This is a genomic window from Aquamicrobium lusatiense (assembly GCF_014201615.1).
In the GTDB taxonomy this organism is placed as follows: Bacteria; Pseudomonadota; Alphaproteobacteria; order Rhizobiales; family Rhizobiaceae; genus Mesorhizobium; species Mesorhizobium lusatiense.
In genome coordinates this window covers 1-20,714 of the sequence record NZ_JACHEU010000005.1, presented here as the reverse complement: position 1 = coordinate 20,714, position 20,714 = coordinate 1, and the positions used below count along the sequence as shown (strand labels likewise).

The window sequence follows — 20,714 nt, the reverse complement described above, 5'->3', positions numbered from 1 at the left end:
GATGTGCCGCATGATCGCTCATGCGAATTTCCACCGGCATGGTTGGCGGCAAGGTCGATGCAAGCGCTCTTCATTTTCCCTCTGCGGGAGAAGGTGGATCGGCGCGCAGCGTCGGGACGGATAAGGGGTTCCCTCCTCAAGCTCGTTGCTTTGCAGGCTTCAGCGCTTCTAATGCGACTAAGCTTCGCAAGCCCACTTGCTGCCACAAGCGGAGAAGGGAACGCTTGCGTCGGCGTTGTGGGGACATGTCCGCACTGTCTGCTTGCACAATCAGGCATGGCCATATCCTTACGGCGCCTGCACCTCCATCATGCCGGTGGCGGTGCGGGCGGAGTATTGAGGGCGGTACATGTCCTCGACGCTGGCCGCCGGATGGGCGTAGACGCCGGGTGTCACGGCGCGCACCACATAGGCGAGCGTCACCTCGCCCTCGCTGCTGCCGCCCGGATCGAAGGCGGCGACGAAGCGGTCATCGCGGAATTCGAGATGCGCGGCATTGGTCTGCGGCAGCCAGCCGAAGTTGGAAAGCTGGGCGCTGGAGACGAGGCCCGGATTGTCGATCTCGAAGCCGGCCGGCAGAAGATCGGTGACGAGCATGCGGGTCGGCCAGTCGTTCAGGTTCCGCACCTTGATCACGGCCACGTAGCGCTCGTTCTGCCGGGCTTCCGTCACATTCGCTTCGTGACCGTCGAGCGTATAATAGGTGCGCCCGATCTCGAAGCCGTCGCCGCCGGCGGGCAGCGGCTGGGCGGGTGCTGCGACCGTGGTGACCACGGCGTCGATGGCGTCCCTGCCCGCATTGGCGATGGTGAGCGGGTTCTGAACGAGGTCGGCGCCGTCGATCTCGCGGGCGAAGGCGCCATCATGGGCGGCGCCGTCCACGGTCAGCGAAATGGCGTCGTTGCTTTCCTTCAGGCCGCGCGCGGCCAGCAGCATCCACGCATTGTCCTGCGTGCTGGTCCATGTGGACGATGCGCGCTCGCGGTTCACCAGCTTGACCAGTTCCGGCACCACCGAAGGTGCTGGCTTGCTGTCGGCGGCCAGCGCCAGCATGGCAGCCGCATCGCGCAGCGGCGAGGCATAGTCGGCGCGGTACTGGTTGAAGGAGGCGGTGTTGCGGGCAAGCTGGAAGGCCGCCTGGAACGTCGCCTCCGAGCGCTGCGCATCGCCATAAAGGGCGAGTGCCGTGCCAAGCTGGGCGACCGCCAGCGGACTGGAGAAGGCTTCCAGTTTCGTGTCGGCATAGTAGCGCAGATCGCCGACCGAGGCCTTCTTGTTGCGGGCCAGAACATAGAGTGCGTAAGCCATCTCGCTGCCGCGATCCTGCACGTCCTGATCATAGCCGAGGCTGTTCTGCAGGTTGGACAGCGCACGGGTGACGGCGCGTTCGGGCACGTCATAGCCTTGCTCGCGCGCCCGGGTCAGGAAGTCCGTGGCGTAGGAATCGAGCCACAGGTCGCCGGAGCCCGGACCCCACAGGCCGAAGCCGCCGGTGGAGGACTGGTGGGCGATGACGCGGTAGATCGCCTGCTGCACGCGCTCGTGCAACCCGTCATCGACGGGGATGCCGAAGCCCTGCGACAGGTCGCTCACATATAGAAGGGGCAGCGCGCGGCTGGTGGTCTGCTCGGTGCATCCATAGGGATAGCGATCGAGCGCCAGAAGCAGGGACGGCACATCGAGTGCCGCCGTGCGCGAGACGCCGATGCTGACCGACGCGCCGGGCAGGAGGCTTGCCGACAGCAGTTCCTGATCGATGCGCAGCGACGCGCCGGGCTTCAGGTCGACGACCATGCGGGTGGTGACCGGAAGCTGTGCCGGGCGCACGGGCAGGTAGAGCACCTGCTCGGCGGATGTGCCGCCGGCATGGCTGAGGCGGACGGTGAGCGAGGCGTCGCCCGGCTCGACCGCCATCAGCGGCACCTCGAAGCCGCGCCGCTCGCCGGCACCGAGCGTCACGCCGGCCGGCACGCCGTCGTCGCCGATGGCGATGCCGCCGGTGGTGTCGATGGTAACCGCATAGTCGCCGGCCGGGCCATCGGTGTTGGCGACGTCGAGGCGCAGGGTGGAGGCGTCGCCGGGGGCGAGGAAGCGGGGCAGGCCGGCGGTGATGACGACGGGATCGCGAACGATCACGTCCTTTTCCGCATTGCCCACCGCCGATTTCGTCCAGGCGACGGCCATGACGCGGACCGTGCCGTTAAACTGCGGCACGTCGAACGCCACGCTGGCCTTGCCGTCATCCCCGACTTCCACGATGCCGGAGAAGAAGGCGACGAGCTTTTCCTTGGGCGGATTGCCCTGCGACTGGATGGCGGCACCGTCGCCGCCGGTGCGCAGCCGGCCGGCCGCGCCCAGCGAGCCGTCGATGAGGCGGCCGTAGAGGTCGCGCAGCTCAAGGCCCATCATGCGCTGGCCGAAGAACCACTCGCCCGGGTCCGGGGCCTTGTAACTGGTGAGGTTGAGGATGCCGACATCGACGGCGGCAACCGTGACATAGGCTTTTTCGCCGGAAGCCATGCCGGAGACTTCGACCGGGATGGTCAGCGGCTGGCGCGGTTCGGTCTTTTCGGGGGGCGCAAGGGCAATCGCCAGCTTGCGTGCCGCGGGATCGACCTTCAGCCATTTGACGCCGATGGCGCGGGCGGGCATGCGCGTTTCCTGCGCATCGCCCGGACGGAACAGGGTGGCGGTGACGTAGGCACCCGCACCCCAGTCCTCGCCGACCGGAATGTCGACCGTGCCGCCGCCCGCCGGAACCGAAGCGGAAACGACCTTGAGCAGCCTGTCGGCGCCCACGGCGACCAGAAGCTCGCCGGCGAATTGCGGCGAGACCTGAAGCTTAGCGATTTCGCCGGGCGCATAAGTGTCCTTGTCGAGTGCGATTTCGAGCCCATCCGGCGTTTCGGTGGACGAGGCTTCGACATACCAGCCGGCGTCGAATTCGTGGCTGGAGGCAGGGCCGTCCGCATCGGGGCTCTCGACCTCGAGGCGGTAGCGGCCCCAGTCGACCGGCATGGAAACGGAGGCGATGTCATTTTCGCCGATGTCCACGCTGCCGGTGGCGATGGCGCGGGTGAAGGTTACCGGCTCGTAGTTCCACGATCCGCCGTTGCGATACCACTGGTAGTTCCGCTCGACCCTGACCAGCGACCATTTCGCGCCCTCAAGGCTGGTGCGTGCGCCTTGTGAATCGACGGCGATGAGGCTGAACTTCGCCACGCCGCCCTGCGGCACTTCCGTGAATTCGGGACGGATGCCGATCATGTCGCCCTGCGGGCGTATATCCAGATCGAGCGAGCGCTCGACGGCGCGGCCGCCCGTCTCGCGCATGCGCACCGTGACCTTAGCCTTGACCAGCCGTGTGGTGGAGGGAAGCTGGTCGATGGCGAGCGGGAAGGTGGCCTTGCCGTCCGCGCCGAGCAGCGGAAGATCGGTCAGCGGTGCCACGGAGGGTTCGCCCGCCTCTTCGTCGGCGAGGCCGAAGGAGAAGCCCCTGAAGCGGTCCCACTGGCGGGTCAGCGAAAGCGTGCGCTCGCCCTCTATAGCGAGGCCTGCGGCCGGCGCGCCGTAAAGGAAGCGGCCATCGACGGTGAGGTTCGCCGTTTCGCCGGGTGCGATCTCCTTTTTGTCCGCGCTGAGGTCGAACTCGATGCGGTCGGGAACGAAATCCTCGACCAGAAACATCTGGCTGGCGATGGCGGGCTTTTTGGGGTCGGTGTGGATGGCGACCGACCATGTGCCGCGCATGGCATTGGGTTCGAGCGGCAGTTCGAGCGCGTGGCCGCCGGCGGCAGCCCCTTCGGAGACGATGCGGCGATCCTCGACGCCGTCGGGGCGCGAGAAGATGAAGGTGAGCGGCAGCTTTTCCACCGCGTCGGCACTGCCGTCGCGGGCAAGTGCGGCGACGTGCACGGTCTCGCCAGCGCGGTAGATGCCGCGCTCGGTCCACGCGAAGATGTCCAGCGCGCCGGGAGCGGCGCGGCCGCCCACGCCACGATCCGAAAGATCGAAGCCGGCGCGGCCCATGTCGAGGAAGACGAAATCGCTGTCGCCGTTCTTCGCGGTCAGAACCGCGGGCACCAGACCGCCTTCGCCACGGGTGAGGCCGGGATTGAAGATGGCGCGGCCTTCGTCATTGGTGACAGCGGTGCCCAGCACCTCGTTGTTGCGGGCAAGCAGGGTCAGTTCCGCGCCGGCGACGGGTTTCGCGCTGGCCAGCGAGCGGGCGAAGACGGTGAGGCCGTCCTCGCCGGTATAGGTGGTGAGGCCGATGTCGGAGACCACGAACCATTGCGTGGCGCGCGAGTTCCAGCTGTCGCTCTGGTCATCGAGCGGCTGGGCGGTCAGCACATAGACGCCGGGCTTGCGCTGCGGGATCGCTTCATCGACGGGGAAGGAGGTCGTGACCTCCTTGTTAAGGTCACCGGCGATTTCGAGCTGGCCTTCCCACACCGGCTCGCCCATCTGGTCGGCGATGCTGGAAATGTCGTAGCCGTCGAGCTGGCGCAGGAACTGATAGCCGGACAGCAATTGCGCCAGCGCCCGGTCGCCGATGCGGTAGAGCTTCATGTCCGCCGCATCCATGTTGACGGTGACGACGGGAATGCCACGCCGCGCACCGGCCGGCAGAACGAAGGAATCGCCGGTGAAGCGGGCCGAAGCGGCGCGATCCTGCACATATATAGAGAGCGTGACGGGCGCGGTCAGCACCTCGCCGATGGCGGCCGGCAGGCCGGCGCGGAAGGTGACTTCGTAGGACTGGCCGTGCGAAAGCCCCTCCACGCAGATCTGGCGCTCTTTGGCCTCTATGCCGGCCGGGGCGGACCCGTTGACGCGCACGAACTGCGTGTAGTCGACATCGGTGCGCACCAGATCCTCGGAGAACTGCGCGCAGATGCGCGGCGCTATCGTATCGGCATCGATGGAATGATCGACGATGCGAAAACCCTTGCGGGCCTTCAGGTCCTCATAGAGGCCGCGCACTGACGCAGAATTGACGAGCGCGAGGCTCGCCTCATAGGCCTGCAATGCGGGGCGGTAGAGCTCGCGCCCATCGAGCGCGGAGCCAAGATTGGCCAGCGCGTCGGCGCGGATCGCGGTGGTGCGCGACAGATCATAGGCATTGAGGGCGGCCGAAGTGGCATTGGTACGCAGCGTGGAGGTGTCGCCACTGTCGTGCGGGCTGACGGCGAGATTGGCACGGGCGAGTTCAAGCCAAAGCTTGCCCTCCTGAGGCAGGGCGGAGAGGGCCGTCTCATACTTCTGAACGGCGCCGCGCTGGTCGCCTCTTTGCGCGGCTGCTGCGGCATCCTCGACCAGCGCGCCCAATCCCTCTTCAGGCTTTTGGACGTGCGGGCCAGTCAGGGTCCTGCGGTACTGCTCGGCCTGAGACTTTATCCAGTCCGGCACATAGGTGAGTGCGGGCGGCGCGCCGATATCGGCGTCGCCCGACAGCGTCACGACCTTGCCGGCGGTGGCGCCCGCGAAAGGCTTCATCTGGTTGAAGTCGGACTTCAGGAAGCACCACTTCGCCTTGTTGTTGTAGGTGAAGGCGCGGCAGGCCGAATCGCCGAGGCAGGCGGATGAGCATTCATCGAGGCTCACATTCTGTTCGGAACGCAGGTCGAAACCGAAGAAATCCGCGTTTTCAGTGGTCACGATCCGACGCGCATCCTGCGCGTGGGACAGTCCTGTCATCGTCAGAAATGCGAAAGCAATTGCGGCAAGGGCCCGTGACGCGCGCATGATCGTGATGCCTCTTTGAGTTTGCGGCCAGATTTCGGCTATCGGCATGGCTTGTCAATGTCGCCGCCGCGCCACACGCGCCGTAACGGTTTCATTTCACAGCATTCGTCGTTATTCAGCCCGAATGTCGTGTTCACGCATTCTTGCCTGAACAGCGAAGGATTTGATTTTCAACCTTGTGCTCTTCTGGCACAAGCGGACGCAACGTAATTCATCAAATATCCGGAATTTCAGTCGAATTTTAACTTTGTTCGTTAAGTTGAGGGAATGCGGCACGAAACGAGGCAGAAACCGAACGAAGCAGCGGCAGGCATTTCCCTGCCGCACGCGCTGTTGTTCGCGCTGCTTGCCACGTCGGCGCTGACGGTTTCACCTCAGCCGGCCGCCGCATTCGAGTTGTTCGGTATCAGGCTGTGGGGCTCCGCCGCCAATGACGAGGACAGCGACATCGTCGATCCGATGAATTATTCGGTCACGATCAATGTGCCCGACGACCATGACGATCTGAAAAAGAAGCTGGAGGCGGCCTCGACGCTGAAGACGGACGAGGACAGGCCGGTTTCCGGCTCGCTCGGCCTGATGTCGAAAGCGCGTGGCGATCGCGAGCAGCTTGTCGCGGCTCTTTATGCAGATGCGCGCTATGAGGGTGTGGTCAATGTTTCGATCGATGGCCGCTCCATAGACGATCTGCCGCCCGACGCCGAGTTCAGGGGTCCGCAGCCGGTTCCCGTGGTGATCGAGGTAACGCCGGGACCGAAATTCACCCTTGGCGACATTCGCCTGACGGGCGATGCCGCCGGGCTGACCGGGGCGGACTTCGGGCTGATTTCCGGTGGCGATGCGGGATCGGGCGCGATTCTCAAGGCCGAGGCGCTGATCGTGCGGGCGCTGAAGGAAGAGGGTCGCCCTCTGGCCGAGATCACCGACCGCGAGATCGTGGCCGATCACAACACGACGACGCTCGACGTCACCCTTGCGGTGAAAGCCGGGCCGGTGGCCGGCTATGGCGAGACCACGGTCGAAGGCACCGAGCGGATGGACCCCGAGTTCACCCGCTACATGGCGGGGCTGAAGCGCGGCGAGCGCTATTCGCCCAAGGACATCGATGACGCGCGTGAACGGCTTCTGGGGATGGAGGTCTTCAACAGCGTGACGCTGCGCGAGGCCGACCAGCTCGACGGTGAGGGCAACATCCCGGTCGATATCAACGTCACCGAGCGCAAGACGCGCTATCTGGGCATCGGCGGCACCGTCTCCAATACCGAGGGCGTCGGTCTCGAAGGCTACTGGGGCCACCGCAACCTGTTCGGACGCGCCGAGAAGCTGCGTATCGACGGTTCGGTGAGCGGCATTGGCTCCAACGACATTTCGAAGCTCAACTACAATGCCGGCGTGATGTTCGAAAAGCCCGGGGTGATCGGGCCGGCATCGAAATTCTTCGCCAATCTGAAGACGGTGTACGAGCATCCGGACGCCTATGACCGTTTCTCGGTCAAGGGCGGCGCCGGCATCTCCTACCAGATCGACAAGAAGCGCAGTGCCTCGGCCGAGTTTTCGCTCGATTATTCGAAGATCACCGACAGCTACGGCAAGAACGACTATCTGATCGCCTCGGTGCCGCTGCAATATGTCTATGACAACCGCAACGACAGGCTCAATCCGACCAGCGGCTTCCGCGTGCTGGCCTATGCGGAGCCGAGCTACGACCTGCTCAACAGCAAGGCCTTCATCAAGCTGAGAGGCGAGGGCTCGGCTTACTATGCGCCGCTGGAAAGCAACCGCTTCGTGCTGGCCGGCCGCGTGGCCGGCGGGTCGATCCTCGGCGCGGGCGTCAGCCATGTTCCGGCGGACCGGCGCTTCTATGCCGGCGGCGGCGGCTCGGTGCGCGGCTATTCCTACCAGGGGATCGGGCCGAAGGACGCCAACGGCGATCCGACGGGCGGCCTTTCCTATTTTGAAACCTCGGCGGAACTGCGCATTGCCGTGACCGACACGATCGGCATCGTGCCGTTCGTCGATGCAGGCACGGTTTCCAACAAGCAGTTCCCCGAATTTTCCGACATGAAGGTGGGCGCGGGCATTGGCCTGCGCTATCTGACACCTTTCGGGCCTCTGAGGGTGGATGCGGCGATACCGCTCAATCGCGAGTCGGGCGACCCTCGCTATGGTATCTATGCGGGAATCGGGCAGTCATTCTGACCCGGCAGGACGGCAGGCAAGAAGCATGAAGATTGCAAAGCGGATCTTGCGCATCGTGTTCTATGCGGTGCTTGTCGCCGTAGCCGGCCTTGCGGGTGCGGCCGTTGTGCTGACGACCACTGAGCGCGGCCGCGAGAATCTGGCCGGCCTGATCTCGGACATGGCTTCTTCCGACGACATGAAGGTCGCCATTCGCGGCATCGACGGCATCTGGTCGGGCAATCTGCGGGTCGATCACGTGGTTCTGGAAGATCGCGAGGGGCCGTGGCTGGTGCTGCGCGAAGTGGCGGTGGACTGGTCGCCGCTGGCGCTGCTTTCGCGTACCTTCCTTGCCGACAGGGTGGCGGTCGGGCGCATCGAGGCGGCGCGCACGCCGGTTTCCAGCCCCGACGAAAAACCGCGCACAAGCAGCGGGTTCTCGCTGCCGGTTTCGGTGGATATCCGCGCCATCGACCTGCCGCAGGTCGCGCTTGGAGAAGCGCTTGCCGGTGCGGGCATTGCGGAACTCGCGGCACAAGGCCATGTGCGCGCGGAGCGCTCGCCGCTGGCGGTGGAGGCGGACCTTTCCGTGGAGCGGCGCGACGGTCATGAGGGTTCCGTCTCGGCGCTGGTGCATTTCCTGCCCGGCGACAACCGGCTCGATCTGAACGTTCAGGCTGCCGAGCCTGCCGGCGGTATCATCGCCAATCTTCTGCAACTGCCGGATGCTCCGCCGGTTAATATCGTGATTTCGGGCAACGGCCCGCTTGCCAACTGGACGGGACGCGGCACTTTCCATGCCGGTGGCGAACTGATCACCCAGATTTCCGGCCAGCACGCATTCATCGACGGTGGCAGCCGCGTCGAACTGCGCGGCGACGGCGATTTCGCCCGTTTCGTGCCGGCGCGCTTCAAGTCGCTTCTCGCCGGCCAGACCCGTTTCGAGATCGCCGGCAGGTCGCAGACCGAGGCGGGCATCACCATCGAAACGGCAACGGTCGACACCTCAGTGTTGCGCGGCGTGGCGCGGGGCAGCATCAATCCGGCAGGTGCGACCGATTTCTCACTGGAATTCACCTCCGCCGGGCCGACCGTGCCGCTGGGGCTCGGCAGCGAGGAAAGCCCGATCGACATCGAGTTGAAATCGGCTTCGTTGCGCGCCTTCGGCGAGGGCAGGGCGCCGATGGTCGACATCGAGACCCATCTGGCGAGCGTCGCCACCCGCGACATGCGCGTCGACAACATCGCGCTGGCGCTGCACTCAGATGGTTTCGACATCGAAAATCGCAGCGGCCCGATCGCCGGCACGGCGAGTGCCGACAAGATCGGGTTCGACAATCCTACCATCGCCCCGCTGATCGCCGGCCGCATCACGGCGCTGGTGGAAGGCAATGTCACGAAAGATGATATCACCATCGGCAAAGGCGAGATCGCCAGCGATGCGCTGAAAGGCGGCTTCGACGGTAAAGTCTCGCTGGCCGACGGCGCAATCGAACTGAACGTGAAGGCGGATGCCGCATCGGCGGCACTGCCCGCTGCTGCACGTCCGGCGCTTGGCGAGCGCACGACGCTTTCGGTGGCGGTGCGCCGCGACAGCGATGGCAATGTGACGGCCGACCGGCTGGAGCTATTGTCCGGCCCGCTTTCGGCTGAGGGCAAGGCAAGCCTCTCGGACGGCAACATTATCGCCGAACTGAACGGCGCGCTGGCCGATATCGCGCCTTTCGCGAAGGACGCTAGCGGCGCGATAGCGCTCGCCCTGAAAGCCAGCGGTTCGCTGGTCGCGCCCGATGTGGCGGCTACGATCAGCAGCAGCAAGCTGGTTGTGGCCGATCGTGAAATCACCGGCCTGAAGCTGGATGCGACGGCGAAGGCCGACGCTGCCAATCCCGCCGCCGACGTGACACTGTCGGGCAATGTCGCGGGCGAGGCGTTGCGGGGCAAGGCGACGCTGAAGAGCGAAGGCGGGCAAAGCCGCATTGACGGGCTGACGCTTTCGCTCGGCGCCAACCGTATTGCCGGCGATCTGGTGCTTGATGATGCCTTCCTGCCCGAAGGCCGGATCGGGTTCGAACTGCCGGATCTGGGACCGCTGGCCGCGCTGGCGCTGGAAAAGATCGAGGGCGCGCTCAATGGCAGCGTCGTCTTCTCGAAGCCGGAAGGCGTGCCGAAGGTGGCCGTGAAGGCCGTGACGTCCAGCCTGACGCGCGGCGACCTCAACGCCCGCAACGTGACGGTGGACGCGCAGGTTTCCAACTACGCCGAGGCTCCGGCGATTTCCGGTGCCATAAAGGCCGACGGCGTGACCTCTGGCGATACCGCTGTCACCGGCATCAACATAGACCTGAAACAGGAAGGCGACTGGACGGCGTTTTCCGGTGGCGCAACGGTGAAGGACATTCCCGCAAGCGCTGCGGGCCGGGTCCGGGTTGCCGACGGCACGACGACGCTGGAGCTGAAATCGGGGCAGGCGACGTTTCAGGGCGTACGCGCGGCCATCGCCGAGCCGTCCACCATCGTCGTCAAAGACGGCCGCACCGCGCTGGAGCGGCTGGTGATCGGCATCGGCAATGGCCGCATTACCGTTTCAGGTGCGGTCGCGGACGCGCTCGACATAAAGGCCGATCTCGCCTCCGTACCGGTTTCCGTGGCCAACAATTTCGTTGCCGGGCTCGATGCTGCGGGCAGTATTTCGGGCACGGTGAACGTGACCGGGCCGACCTCCGCGCCGGTGGTGAAATACGATCTGAAAGCCAGCGGTCTCGAAGCGGCACAGACCCGCTCTGCCGGTCTCGGCGGCATCGGCATCGATTCATCCGGCACCTTCGCCAACAACCGGCTCGACTTCACGTCAACGATCTCGGAAGGCTCGGGCATGCGGGTGCAGGGCGGTGGCGCGGTGACCACGCAGGGCACGCCCAACCTCTCGCTCGACTTCAACGGCAATGTGCCCTTCGCCATCGCCAACCGCATGCTGGCCGAAAACGGCATGTCGATGGAAGGAACGGCGGCGGTTGCCGTTAAGGTGAGCGGTCCGGCCAATGCTCCCGTCATCAGCGGCAACATCCGTTCCAATGGCGCGCGCTTCGTGGCGGCGCAGGCGGGGATCGCAGTCAACGACATCGCGCTCGATGTGGGCATGGGCAACGGCGTGGCGACCATCAACCGCTTCACAGGGCGGCTGTCGTCGGGAGGCACGCTGACGGTCGGCGGCACGGTCGGCATCGACGTCAATTCCGGGTTCCCGGCCGACATCAGCATCCGGCTGGCGGACGGGCGCTATACGGACGGCCATATCGTCACCGCCAATCTGAGCGGCGATCTGGCGATCAAAGGCCAGCTGACCGCATCGCCCATGCTTTCGGGCACGATCAATCTGGCGCGGACGGTGATCACCGTGCCGACCAAGCTGCCGACTTCGCTCTCGGAGCTGAACGTGCAGCACCGGAATGCGCCAGCGGCCGTGCGCGAGCAGGACCGGGCGCTCAATCCGCCAAGCAGCGGCGACAGCGGCCCGAAGAGCGGCATGAACCTCGACCTGACCGTCAACGCGCCGAACTCGATCTTCGTGCAGGGCAGGGGCGTCGATGCCGAGCTCGGCGGGAGCATCAAGTTGACGGGTGCGGCCACCTCTCCCGAGGCGGTGGGAAGCTTCGAGCTGAGGCGCGGCCGCCTTGAAATTCTCGGCAAGCGGCTGAATTTCACCGAAGGCACGCTGACCTTCTCCGGTTCGACGATCCCCTACATCAACTTCGTGGCCGAATCGACGGCTTCGGATGCGACGGTGACGATTACCGTGACCGGCGAGGCCACCAATCCGAAATTCGTCTTCGCCTCCGTGCCGGCGCTGCCGGAGGACGAGGTGCTGGCCCGCCTGATCTTCGGCCGCTCCATGTCCAACCTGTCGCCGTTGCAGATCGCCCAGCTTGCCGAGGCGGCGGCGCAGCTTGCCGGCGTCGGCGGCTCGACCTCGCTCCTGCAGAACCTGCGCAATGCCATCGGCGTCGACGATCTCGACGTCATCACCGACGATCAGGGCGGCACCTCCGTGCAGGCGGGCAAATATCTGAACGACCGCACCTATGTGACGATCCAGAAGGGCGAGAAGCCGGGCTCGGGCAAGGCGCGCATCGACCTCACCGTCGGGCGCGGCGTCAAGCTGCGCGGCGAGGCTTCCGATGCCGGCGAGGCCAAGGGCGGCATTTTCTACGAAAAGGAATATTAGGCCGCGCGAGCCTGCGCGTTACCTCGGGCGTAGCTGGAGCGGGGATGCCGGAATGCATGGAGCGCCGGCCGCGTTTCCATCACGTAGCAGGCTGGGTTGAACTCCAGCCTGCCAGGCTGTCGTCAATCCGGCAGGGAGACAGAGGAAAAGACTGCGGGACTTAAAGCGTGTCGCGATCTTACAGATTCGCTCCTTGCGCTTTAAGTCGTCGTTTTTACGCATGTCGTTGTCCCGAAACCGGTTCTCATTTTCGGGCGACATGCTTTACAGGCGGCCGCAGCTCTGCATCTGCTGGGCGTAGCGGCGGGCCATGGCGTCGGTGTCGCGGGCATAGCTGCGGATGCCGGCATTGCTTTTGTAAGCGCCGCGCTTGTAGCCGTTCCAGCCCGAATAATAGGCGAGATAGAGATTGTAGGTGTCGTTGCGGGCGATGCCCAGCGTGCTGGCGCTTTTGGCATGATACCAGCCGACGAAATCGACGGCATCGGCGAAAGAGGTGCGCCGGGCCGCGAAATTCCCGGTCTCGCTGCGGTATTGCGCCCAGGTGCCGTTCAGCGCCTGCGAATAGCCGGTGGCGGTGGACTGCCGCTTCCACGGAATGAAGCCGAGCAGCTTGGTGCGCGGCGGCTTCGCATTGGCCTTGAATCCGGATTCCTTGCGCACCGTCGCCATCAGCACCGGCACCGGTATGCCGTGCTTCGCTTCGGCCTTTTTCGCAGCCGAATGCCAGTTGTTGATCCAGCCGTCGCGCTGGTCGAAGACCGCGCAGACATTGTTGATCTGGCTGGGCGGCGTCGCGCAGGCCGAAACGCCCAGCAACGCCACAACAGGTAAAACTCGACTAAAATTGTACGCAGACATGGCCCGAGCTTTACGCGCAAATGATAAAGGGAGTGTTGAGCGGATTTTAACCTTTGTGGCGGGACAGGGGCAGTTCCCATCCTGATTCCGAAGCCGGCTGCAAGCCTATGAAAACAAAGGCCGCTCCGTGACCGCGCACGGCGGTGGAGCGGCCTGAAGCGTGTCGCGATCTTTCAGGTCGCACCTTACGCCTTGAGTGCCTGTTTTCACGCATGTCGTTGTCCCGAAACCGGTCTCACTTTCGGGCGAGATGCTTTCGTTTGTCAGCGGACCGGGGCAACGAGGCCGAAAAATGCGCCCTGCGGGTCGATGCAGTTGACGACCCACTGGCCGCCGGGAACTTCCTCCGGTCCGAATATCACCGTGCCGCCGCCATCGGTGACGCGCCTTGCGGCCGCATCGATGGCTGGCACGTTGAAATAGAACTGCCAGCAGGGCACCGGCATTTGTGGCGGGCGGTTCATCATGCCGCCGTTCTGTTCGCCATTGACGGCGAAAAGCTGGTAGGTGCCCATCTCGCCCATGTCTATGGCTTCATCTCCGGTCCAGCCGAACTGGCCGGAGTAGAATTCCAGCGCGCTTTCCCAGTCATCGGCATAAAGCTCGCGCCAGCCGATGTGACTGGGCGCGTCCATTGGCGCCGGCGGCAGTTCCGGCCCATTCCCGTGCAGCAGCATGAAGACCGCGCCTTGCGGATCGGCGACCACCGAAAAGCGCCCGACATCGGGAATGTCCGCCGGCTCCCGATGCACCGATCCGCCTGACGCCTTCACCGAGGCGGTGACGGCGTCGACATCGTCGGCCTCGATATAGCCCATCCATGCCGGTGGCAGGCCGCTGTCGCGGATTTCCTCGGGAAAGGCCATGAGACCGCCGACGCCGCGGTCTCCGGCCTTGACGACGAGATAGGGTGGAGCGCCGGGCGCATCGAAGGGCTCCGCCGTCCAGCCGACGACGCTGGTGTAGAACGCTTCGGCGGCTTCCAGGTCATTGGTCATCAATTCGTACCAGAAGAAGGATTTCGCGCGATCCGACATGAGATTTCTCCCCGTTTGGCGACCGTGTCGTACAGTCGCATCCATAGGACGGCCGATGCCGACCGTTCCCGACATGGTAAAACGCTGCAGATGTTCCGTGGTTGCAGCAAGATGTATAAAAACATGACATAATAAATCATGTTTACTGTGCGTTTTCAGTGGCTTTGCTGAAAATAGACCAATTGATAAAAGTTCCGGATGTGCTAGCCTTTCCTCAAATACAAGAACAAGGGGCCTGAAGAACAGCAAGGGGAGTGTGGAATGGCGACTGGTCATTTCAAGGAAGGCATTGCCGGTGGCCGGCTACCGGCTGAGACCTATGCTGAGAACTTCGCCGATCTTCATCCGCCGTTCGATCATCATGAGGCGCTGGTCGAGGCCGACCGGTGTTATTTCTGCTACGATGCGCCCTGCATGCAGGTCTGCCCGACCAGCATCGACATTCCGCTGTTCATCCGCCAGATCGCCACGGGCAATGCTGTGGGCGCTGCAAAGACGATCTTCGACCAGAACATTCTGGGCGGCATGTGCGCGCGGGTCTGCCCGACCGAGACGCTGTGCGAGGAAGCCTGCGTGCGCGAGGCGGCGGAGGGCAAGCCGGTGCAGATCGGCCGCCTGCAACGCTACGCCACCGATGTTGCCATGGAGGAAAGGCGGCAGTTCTACCATCGCCCCGAGCACGGCAGCGGCAAAAGGGTGGCAGTCGTGGGCGCGGGGCCGGGCGGGCTCGCCTGCGCGCACCGGCTGGCCATGCACGGCCATGAGGTGACCATCTATGAGGCGCGGCCGAAGGCCGGCGGGCTCAACGAATATGGCATCGCCGCCTACAAGAGCACCGACGATTTCGCGCAGGCCGAGGTCGATTATGTGACCGCCATCGGCGGCATCGACATCAGGAACGGCATGGCGCTTGGCCGCGACGTTGAGCTTGCCGATCTCGCCGCAAGCCATGATGCGGTTTTCCTCGGCATGGGGCTTGGCGGCATCAATGCGCTGCGGGCCGAGGACGAGGATGCGGCGGGGGTCGAGAACGCCGTCGATTTCATCTCCATTCTGCGCCAGACCTCGGATCTTGCTGCCCTCCCGGTCGGGCGACGCGTCATTGTCATCGGCGGCGGCATGACGGCCATCGACGCCGCCATCCAGTCGAAGCTGCTCGGCGCGGAGGAGGTGACGATCTGCTACCGGCGCGGCAAGGCCGACATGAACGCCTCGCTCTACGAGCAGGACCTCGCCGCCGCCAACGGCGTGATCATCCGCCACTGGCTCCAGCCGCGCCGCGTGATCGCGCACAATGGCAGGGCCACGGCGCTCGAACTGGAATACACCACCATGGATGGCGACCGGCTGGCCGGTACGGGCGAACTGCTCACCCTGCCGGTGGACCAGATCTTCAAGGCTATCGGCCAGACTTTCGCAGCCGACAGCCTCAACGGTTCTGGCAAAATCATCGAACTGGAGAATGGCCGCATACGGGTGGATGGCGACGGGCGCACCACCATGGCCAAGGTTTGGGCCGGTGGCGACTGCATACATGGCGGCGACGACCTGACGGTGACCTCGGTGGCGCAGGGAAGGGATGCCGCGGAAAGCATCCACCGCGCCCTCAGCGCGAACGGGAGGGCATGATCATGGCAGATCTGCGCAGCGATTTCGTCGGTATCCGGTCGCCCAATCCATTCTGGCTGGCCTCGGCGCCACCGACCGACAAGGCCTATAATGTCGAGCGCGCCTTCAGGGCAGGCTGGGGCGGCGTGGTGTGGAAGACGCTGGGCTCGGAAGGGCCGCCGGTCGTCAACGTCAACGGCCCGCGCTACGGGGCGATCTGGGGGGCGGACCGGCGCCTGCTCGGCCTCAACAACATCGAGCTGATCACCGACCGCGACCTGCAGACCAACCTGCGTGAGATGAAGCAGGTGAAGATGAACTGGCCGGACCGGGCGCTCGTCGCCTCCATCATGGTGCCCTGCGTGGAGGAGGAATGGAAGGCGATCCTGCCGCTGGTCGAGGAGACCGGGGCGGACGGCATCGAGCTGAATTTTGGCTGTCCGCACGGCATGAGCGAGCGAGGCATGGGCGCGGCCGTGGGGCAGGTGCCGGAATATATCGGGATGGTGGTGCGCTGGTGCAAGCAATATACGCGCATGCCCGTCATCACCAAGCTGACGCCCAACATCACCGACATCCGTAAGCCGGCGCGGGCTGCGAAGGCCGGCGGCACCGATGCGGTGTCGCTGATCAACACCATCAACTCCATCACCTCGGTCAATCTCGACACTTTTTCGCCGGAACCGTCGATCGACGGCCGGGGCAGCCATGGCGGCTATTGCGGGCCGGCGGTGAAGCCGATCGCGCTCAACATGGTGGCCGAGATCGCGCGCGACGGGGAAACGGCCGGCCTGCCGATCTCCGGCATCGGCGGCGTGACCACATGGCGCGATGCGGCCGAGTTCCTGGCGCTGGGGGCCGGCAATGTGCAGGTGTGCACGGCGGCCATGACCTATGGCTTCAGGATCGTGCAGGAAATGATCGCCGGCCTTGAGAACTGGATGGACGAGAAGGGGCATCGTTGCCTCGACGACATCATTGGTCTTGCCACGCCCAACGTCACCGACTGGCAGTATCTCAACCTCAACTATGTCGCCAAGGCGCATATCGATCAGGAAGCCTGCATAAAATGCGGGCGCTGCCATATCGCCTGCGAGGACACCTCGCATCAGGCGATCACGGCAATGGTCGACGGCGTGCGCCATTTCGAGGTTATGGAGGACGAGTGCGTCGGCTGCAATCTGTGCGTCAATGTCTGTCCGGTCGAAGGCTGCATCACCATGCAGCCGCTGCCGGCCGGCGAGATCGACGAGCGCACCGGCCAGCCGGTTTCGCCCGTCTATGCCAACTGGACCACGCACCCGAACAATCCGATGGCGCGCACGGCGGCCGAATAGATCCTCCCGGGCCGGGCGGGGTCGCCGCGTGGGGTAGCGGCCCCGCCTGCGCTTGGCGGGTGGCGGAAAAATGGTCTGAAATCGCGATCCCCGTTGCAGGAGGTGTCAGCAGAGACGCCTGCATTCCTTTCGCCTAATTGTGGACATAATTTATCCATGATAATCCTTGTCCATGAAATGGGATGTGATTGAATGAAACTCAGCGAGGGCGTCGAGGCGGCCATTCACTGCGCGGCGTCGCTGGCCGGGCTTGAGGAGGGGGCGACGATCCCCGGATCGGCGCTGGCCGCGCAGTTCGGCCTGTCGCCAAGCTACCTGCTCAAGCACCTGCAGGCGCTGGCCGGGGCCGGCATTCTGGAATCCGTGCCGGGGCCTGCCGGCGGCTATCGGCTGGCGCGGGCGGCGGAGCGCATTTCCCTGCTCGATATCGTGGTGGCGGTGGAGGGGCCGCAGCCGGCGTTCCGATGCGGCGAGATCCGTCGCAACGGCCCGGTGAAGCTGCCGGACGCCGCCTATGTGAAGCCCTGCGGCATCAAGGTTGCGATGCTGCGCGCGGAAAAAGCCTGGCGGATGGCGCTTGCCGCCGAGAAGCTCTCCACCATCGTGGCGGACTTCAGGAAGGACGCCGATCCGCGTTCGGTCGCTGCCGCCTGCGCCTTCGTGGCACAGCACGGGCGGCCCCAGAAGACTTCTTAGAAGCCTGATTCAGGCACATGACAGAAAGGATGAAGAGATGAAACAGAGAATGGATTTTTTCGCCACGGCCCCTGCGATCATGAAACAGGTGCTGAAGCTCAATCAGGCCGTCGAGGAGTCCGGTCTCGAGCACTCGCTGCTGCATCTGGTCAAGCTCCGGGCCTCGCAGATCAATGGCTGCTCCTTCTGCGTCGATATGCACAGCCGTGAGGCGATGCGCGACGACGAGAGCCAGCAGCGCGTGTTTCTGGTTTCCGCATGGAAGGAATCGCCGCTCTATTCCGAGCGCGAACGGGCTGCTTTTGCTTATACCGAAGCGGTGACGCTGATCGCGGGGCAGGGTGTTCCGCAGGCCCTTTACGAGGTGACCCTGAAGCATTTTTCGGAAGAGGAAATGGTCAAGCTGACGGTTGCCATCGGCATGATCAATATCTGGAACCGGCTGTGCGTGTCGTTCCATGCGCTGCATCCGGCAGAGGAGGCAATGGCCGCCTGATGCAGGTACCGCTCATCTTTCCTACCCGTATGGCGGAGGGCTGCAATCTCTTGCCGGCCGATAGGTCCGGCGGCTTCCTCAAACCCTGAGGCAGCCAAGGAAAAGCTGTTCGAGGAAGCGCGCGGCATCCTCGAACCGGCCCTCGCCATCCCGGTCCGGGCCCAGCACGGCGCGCACCTGCACATCGAAATCGGCATAGTGCTGGGTGGTCGCCCAGATGGCGAAGATGAGGTGGTAGGGGTCGGCTCTGGCGATCTTTCCGGCCCGCATCCAGTTCTCGATGATGCGAGCCTTTTCATCGACCAGATCCTTCAGCTCGCCTTCCAGCATCTCCCTGATGCGCGGCGCGCCCTGAAGAATCTCATTGGCGAACAGGCGGCTTTCGCGGGGAAAATCGCGCGCCATTTCGAGCTTGCGGCGAATGTAGCTCCTGATCTCGGTGATGGGATCGTCGGCGTCGTCGAACTCCAGAAGCGGAGCAAGCCAGGTGTGGAGCAAACGCTCCATCAGCGTGGCATGAATGTCTTCTTTGTTGCGGAAATAATAGAGAAGATTGGGCTTCGACATCCCCGCCGAATCCGCGACCTGATCGATGGTGGCACCCCGGAAGCCATGGGCCGAAAACACGTCGAGCGCCGCTTCAAGTATGATTTCGCGCTTTTCCTGCTGGATGCGCGTGAGTGGCCTTGCGGTGGATGCCATGAACACTCGGTCCTTCCGGCTCAACATAATCTGGACCAATTCTCTGGACCAGTTGTTCACGGTCCATTGGATCGGGCGGATCGTAGAACTTTTCGGTTAGTAATCGCTTGACCGCTCATACAGCGGTGCTAACGTTTGTCCAATCGGTCAAAAAATTGACTAGCACAAATTGGCTTGAGGGACCAAGCGTTGGCCGCGAGACATCAACCATCAGGAGGCTTGGTCATGTCCAACAGGCTTAAAGTAGCGCCTAACGATCTTTCCGCATTCTGGATGCCGTTCACGGCAAACAGGCAGTTCAAGCAGGCGCCGCGCATGCTCGTGGGCGCCAAGGATATGCATTATACCGCCGCCGACGGCCGCAAGATCATGGACGGCACCGCCGGCCTGTGGTGCGTGAACGCCGGCCATTGCCGCCCGAAGATCACCGAGGCGATCCAGCACCAGGCCGCCGAACTCGATTATGCGCCGGCCTTCCAGATGGGCCATCCCATCGTGTTCGAGCTGGCTAACCGGCTGGTCGATATCGCTCCGAAGGGCATGGAGCATGTGTTCTTCACAAATTCGGGTTCGGAATCCGCCGACACGGCGCTGAAGATGGCCATTGCCTATCACCGTGCCCGCGGCGAGGGCTCCCGCACCCGCCTGATCGGCCGCGAGCGCGGCTATCACGGCGTCAATTTCGGCGGCATCTCGGTGGGCGGCATCGTTTCCAACCGCAAGATGTTCGGCTCGCTGCTGACGGGCGTCGATCATCTGCCGCACACCCATCTGCCCGGCAAGAACACCTTCACCAGGGGCGAGCCCGAGCATGGCCTCGAACTGGCGGACGAGCTGGAGCGGATCGTCGCCCTGCACGACGCCTCGACCATCGCGGCCGTCATCGTAGAGCCGGTGGCCGGCTCGACCGGCGTGCTCATTCCGCCGAAGGGCTATCTCAAGCGCCTGCGCGATATCTGCACCAAGCACGGCATCCTGCTGATCTTTGATGAGGTCATCACCGGTTTCGGCCGTCTGGGAACGCCGTTTGCAGCCGACTATTTCGATGTCATCCCCGACATCATCACCACGGCAAAGGGCATTTCCAACGGCGTGATCCCCATGGGCGCGGTGTTCGTGACCAAGGACGTGCACGATGCCTTCATGAACGGCCCCGAGCATGTGATCGAGTTCTTCCACGGCTACACCTATTCGGGCAACCCGATCGCTTCGGCGGCGGCGCTGGCCACGCTCGACACCTACAAGGAAGAGGGCCTGCTGACCCGCGGCGCGGAACTGGCGCCTTACTGGGAAGACGCGCTCCATTCGCTGAAGGACGAGCCGCATGTCATCGACATCCGCAACATTGGCCTTGTCGGCGCCATCGAACTGGAGCCGATCGCGGGTGCGCCGACCAAGCGTGCATTCGACGCCTTCGTGAAAGCCTTCGAGCGCGGCGCGCTGATCCGCACCACCGGCGACATCATCGCGCTGTCGCCGCCGCTCATCATTTCCAAGGGCCAGATCGATGAACTCATCGATCATGTGCGTGAGGTGTTGAGAATGGTCGACTGACCGGCCACAATGAGAAAGGGTGAGGGGCAGCGCAGGGAGAAGTGCTGCCCCCGCCTTCAGGACAGTTCCAACAGAGACGGAAAGAATTCCGCTGGAACTGCCAAGGATAACAAGAACGGGTCTTCCTGACCGCGATGGCGGCGGGAATGCGCGCAAAACAAGAGGGAATGGAATGGTCACCTCCGGCGAGAACCTTCGCATTGATCCGGACCGTTTGTGGGATTCGCTGATGGAGATGGCGAAGGTTGGTCCCGGCATTGCGGGCGGCAACA

11 protein-coding genes are annotated in these 20,714 nt (G+C 64.1%); 7 read left to right on the top strand and 4 right to left on the bottom strand.

Annotated features, from left to right (window positions below):
• Nucleotides 1-288: 288 nt before the first annotated feature.
• Nucleotides 289-5,748 carry an alpha-2-macroglobulin family protein gene (locus HNR59_RS18250; RefSeq protein ID WP_183832484.1) on the bottom strand — a complete coding sequence of 1,820 codons (5,460 nt, stop codon included), beginning with the start codon at nucleotides 5,746-5,748 and terminating at the stop codon, nucleotides 289-291.
• A 267-nt stretch (nucleotides 5,749-6,015) separates the two neighbouring features.
• On the opposite strand from HNR59_RS18250, the gene HNR59_RS18245 reads away from it, so the two are divergent.
• Both HNR59_RS18245 and HNR59_RS18240 read left to right on the top strand, forming a co-directional pair.
• Nucleotides 6,016-7,947, top strand: a complete 1,932-nt coding sequence (locus HNR59_RS18245; protein ID WP_183832483.1) for an autotransporter assembly complex protein TamA — start codon at nucleotides 6,016-6,018, stop codon at nucleotides 7,945-7,947.
• 25 nt (nucleotides 7,948-7,972) lie between these two features.
• On the top strand, nucleotides 7,973-12,151 hold the full coding sequence (locus tag HNR59_RS18240; RefSeq protein WP_183832482.1) for a translocation/assembly module TamB domain-containing protein: 4,179 nt from the start codon (nucleotides 7,973-7,975) through the stop codon (nucleotides 12,149-12,151).
• A 264-nt stretch (nucleotides 12,152-12,415) separates the two neighbouring features.
• Here HNR59_RS18240 and HNR59_RS18235 read toward each other — a convergent pair whose 3' ends face one another.
• Nucleotides 12,416-13,012 carry a transglycosylase SLT domain-containing protein gene (locus HNR59_RS18235; protein ID WP_183832481.1) on the bottom strand — a complete coding sequence of 199 codons (597 nt, stop codon included), beginning with the start codon at nucleotides 13,010-13,012 and terminating at the stop codon, nucleotides 12,416-12,418.
• Nucleotides 13,013-13,275: 263 nt separating this feature from the next.
• Nucleotides 13,276-14,049: a VOC family protein gene (locus tag HNR59_RS18230; RefSeq protein ID WP_183832480.1), complete on the bottom strand. Its 774-nt coding sequence runs from the start codon at nucleotides 14,047-14,049 to the stop codon at nucleotides 13,276-13,278.
• Between the two features lie 261 nt (nucleotides 14,050-14,310).
• On the opposite strand from HNR59_RS18230, the gene HNR59_RS18225 reads away from it, so the two are divergent.
• From HNR59_RS18225 to HNR59_RS18210, 4 genes are all read left to right on the top strand, one after another.
• Nucleotides 14,311-15,678, top strand: a complete 1,368-nt coding sequence (locus tag HNR59_RS18225; protein ID WP_183832479.1) for an NAD(P)-dependent oxidoreductase — start codon at nucleotides 14,311-14,313, stop codon at nucleotides 15,676-15,678.
• Between the two features lie 2 nt (nucleotides 15,679-15,680).
• Nucleotides 15,681-16,994, top strand: a complete 1,314-nt coding sequence (preA, locus tag HNR59_RS18220) for an NAD-dependent dihydropyrimidine dehydrogenase subunit PreA (RefSeq protein WP_183832478.1) — start codon at nucleotides 15,681-15,683, stop codon at nucleotides 16,992-16,994.
• A gap of 192 nt (nucleotides 16,995-17,186) precedes the next feature.
• The gene (locus tag HNR59_RS18215) at nucleotides 17,187-17,690 is read left to right on the top strand and encodes an RrF2 family transcriptional regulator (RefSeq protein WP_183832477.1); all 504 of its coding nucleotides are present in this window, start codon (nucleotides 17,187-17,189) and stop codon (nucleotides 17,688-17,690) included.
• Nucleotides 17,691-17,727: 37 nt separating this feature from the next.
• A complete protein-coding gene (locus HNR59_RS18210) occupies nucleotides 17,728-18,186 on the top strand; it encodes a carboxymuconolactone decarboxylase family protein (RefSeq protein WP_183832476.1) in 459 nt (152 codons plus the stop codon).
• Nucleotides 18,187-18,264: 78 nt separating this feature from the next.
• On the opposite strand, the gene HNR59_RS18205 is transcribed toward HNR59_RS18210, so the two are convergent.
• The gene (locus HNR59_RS18205; protein WP_183832475.1) at nucleotides 18,265-18,888 is read right to left on the bottom strand and encodes a TetR family transcriptional regulator C-terminal domain-containing protein; all 624 of its coding nucleotides are present in this window, start codon (nucleotides 18,886-18,888) and stop codon (nucleotides 18,265-18,267) included.
• Nucleotides 18,889-19,113: 225 nt separating this feature from the next.
• Between HNR59_RS18205 and aptA the strand changes: the two genes are divergently transcribed.
• Nucleotides 19,114-20,442, top strand: coding sequence for an omega-aminotransferase AptA (gene aptA, locus HNR59_RS18200; protein ID WP_183832474.1), 1,329 nt, complete (start codon nucleotides 19,114-19,116; stop codon nucleotides 20,440-20,442).
• Nucleotides 20,443-20,714: the final 272 nt, after the last annotated feature.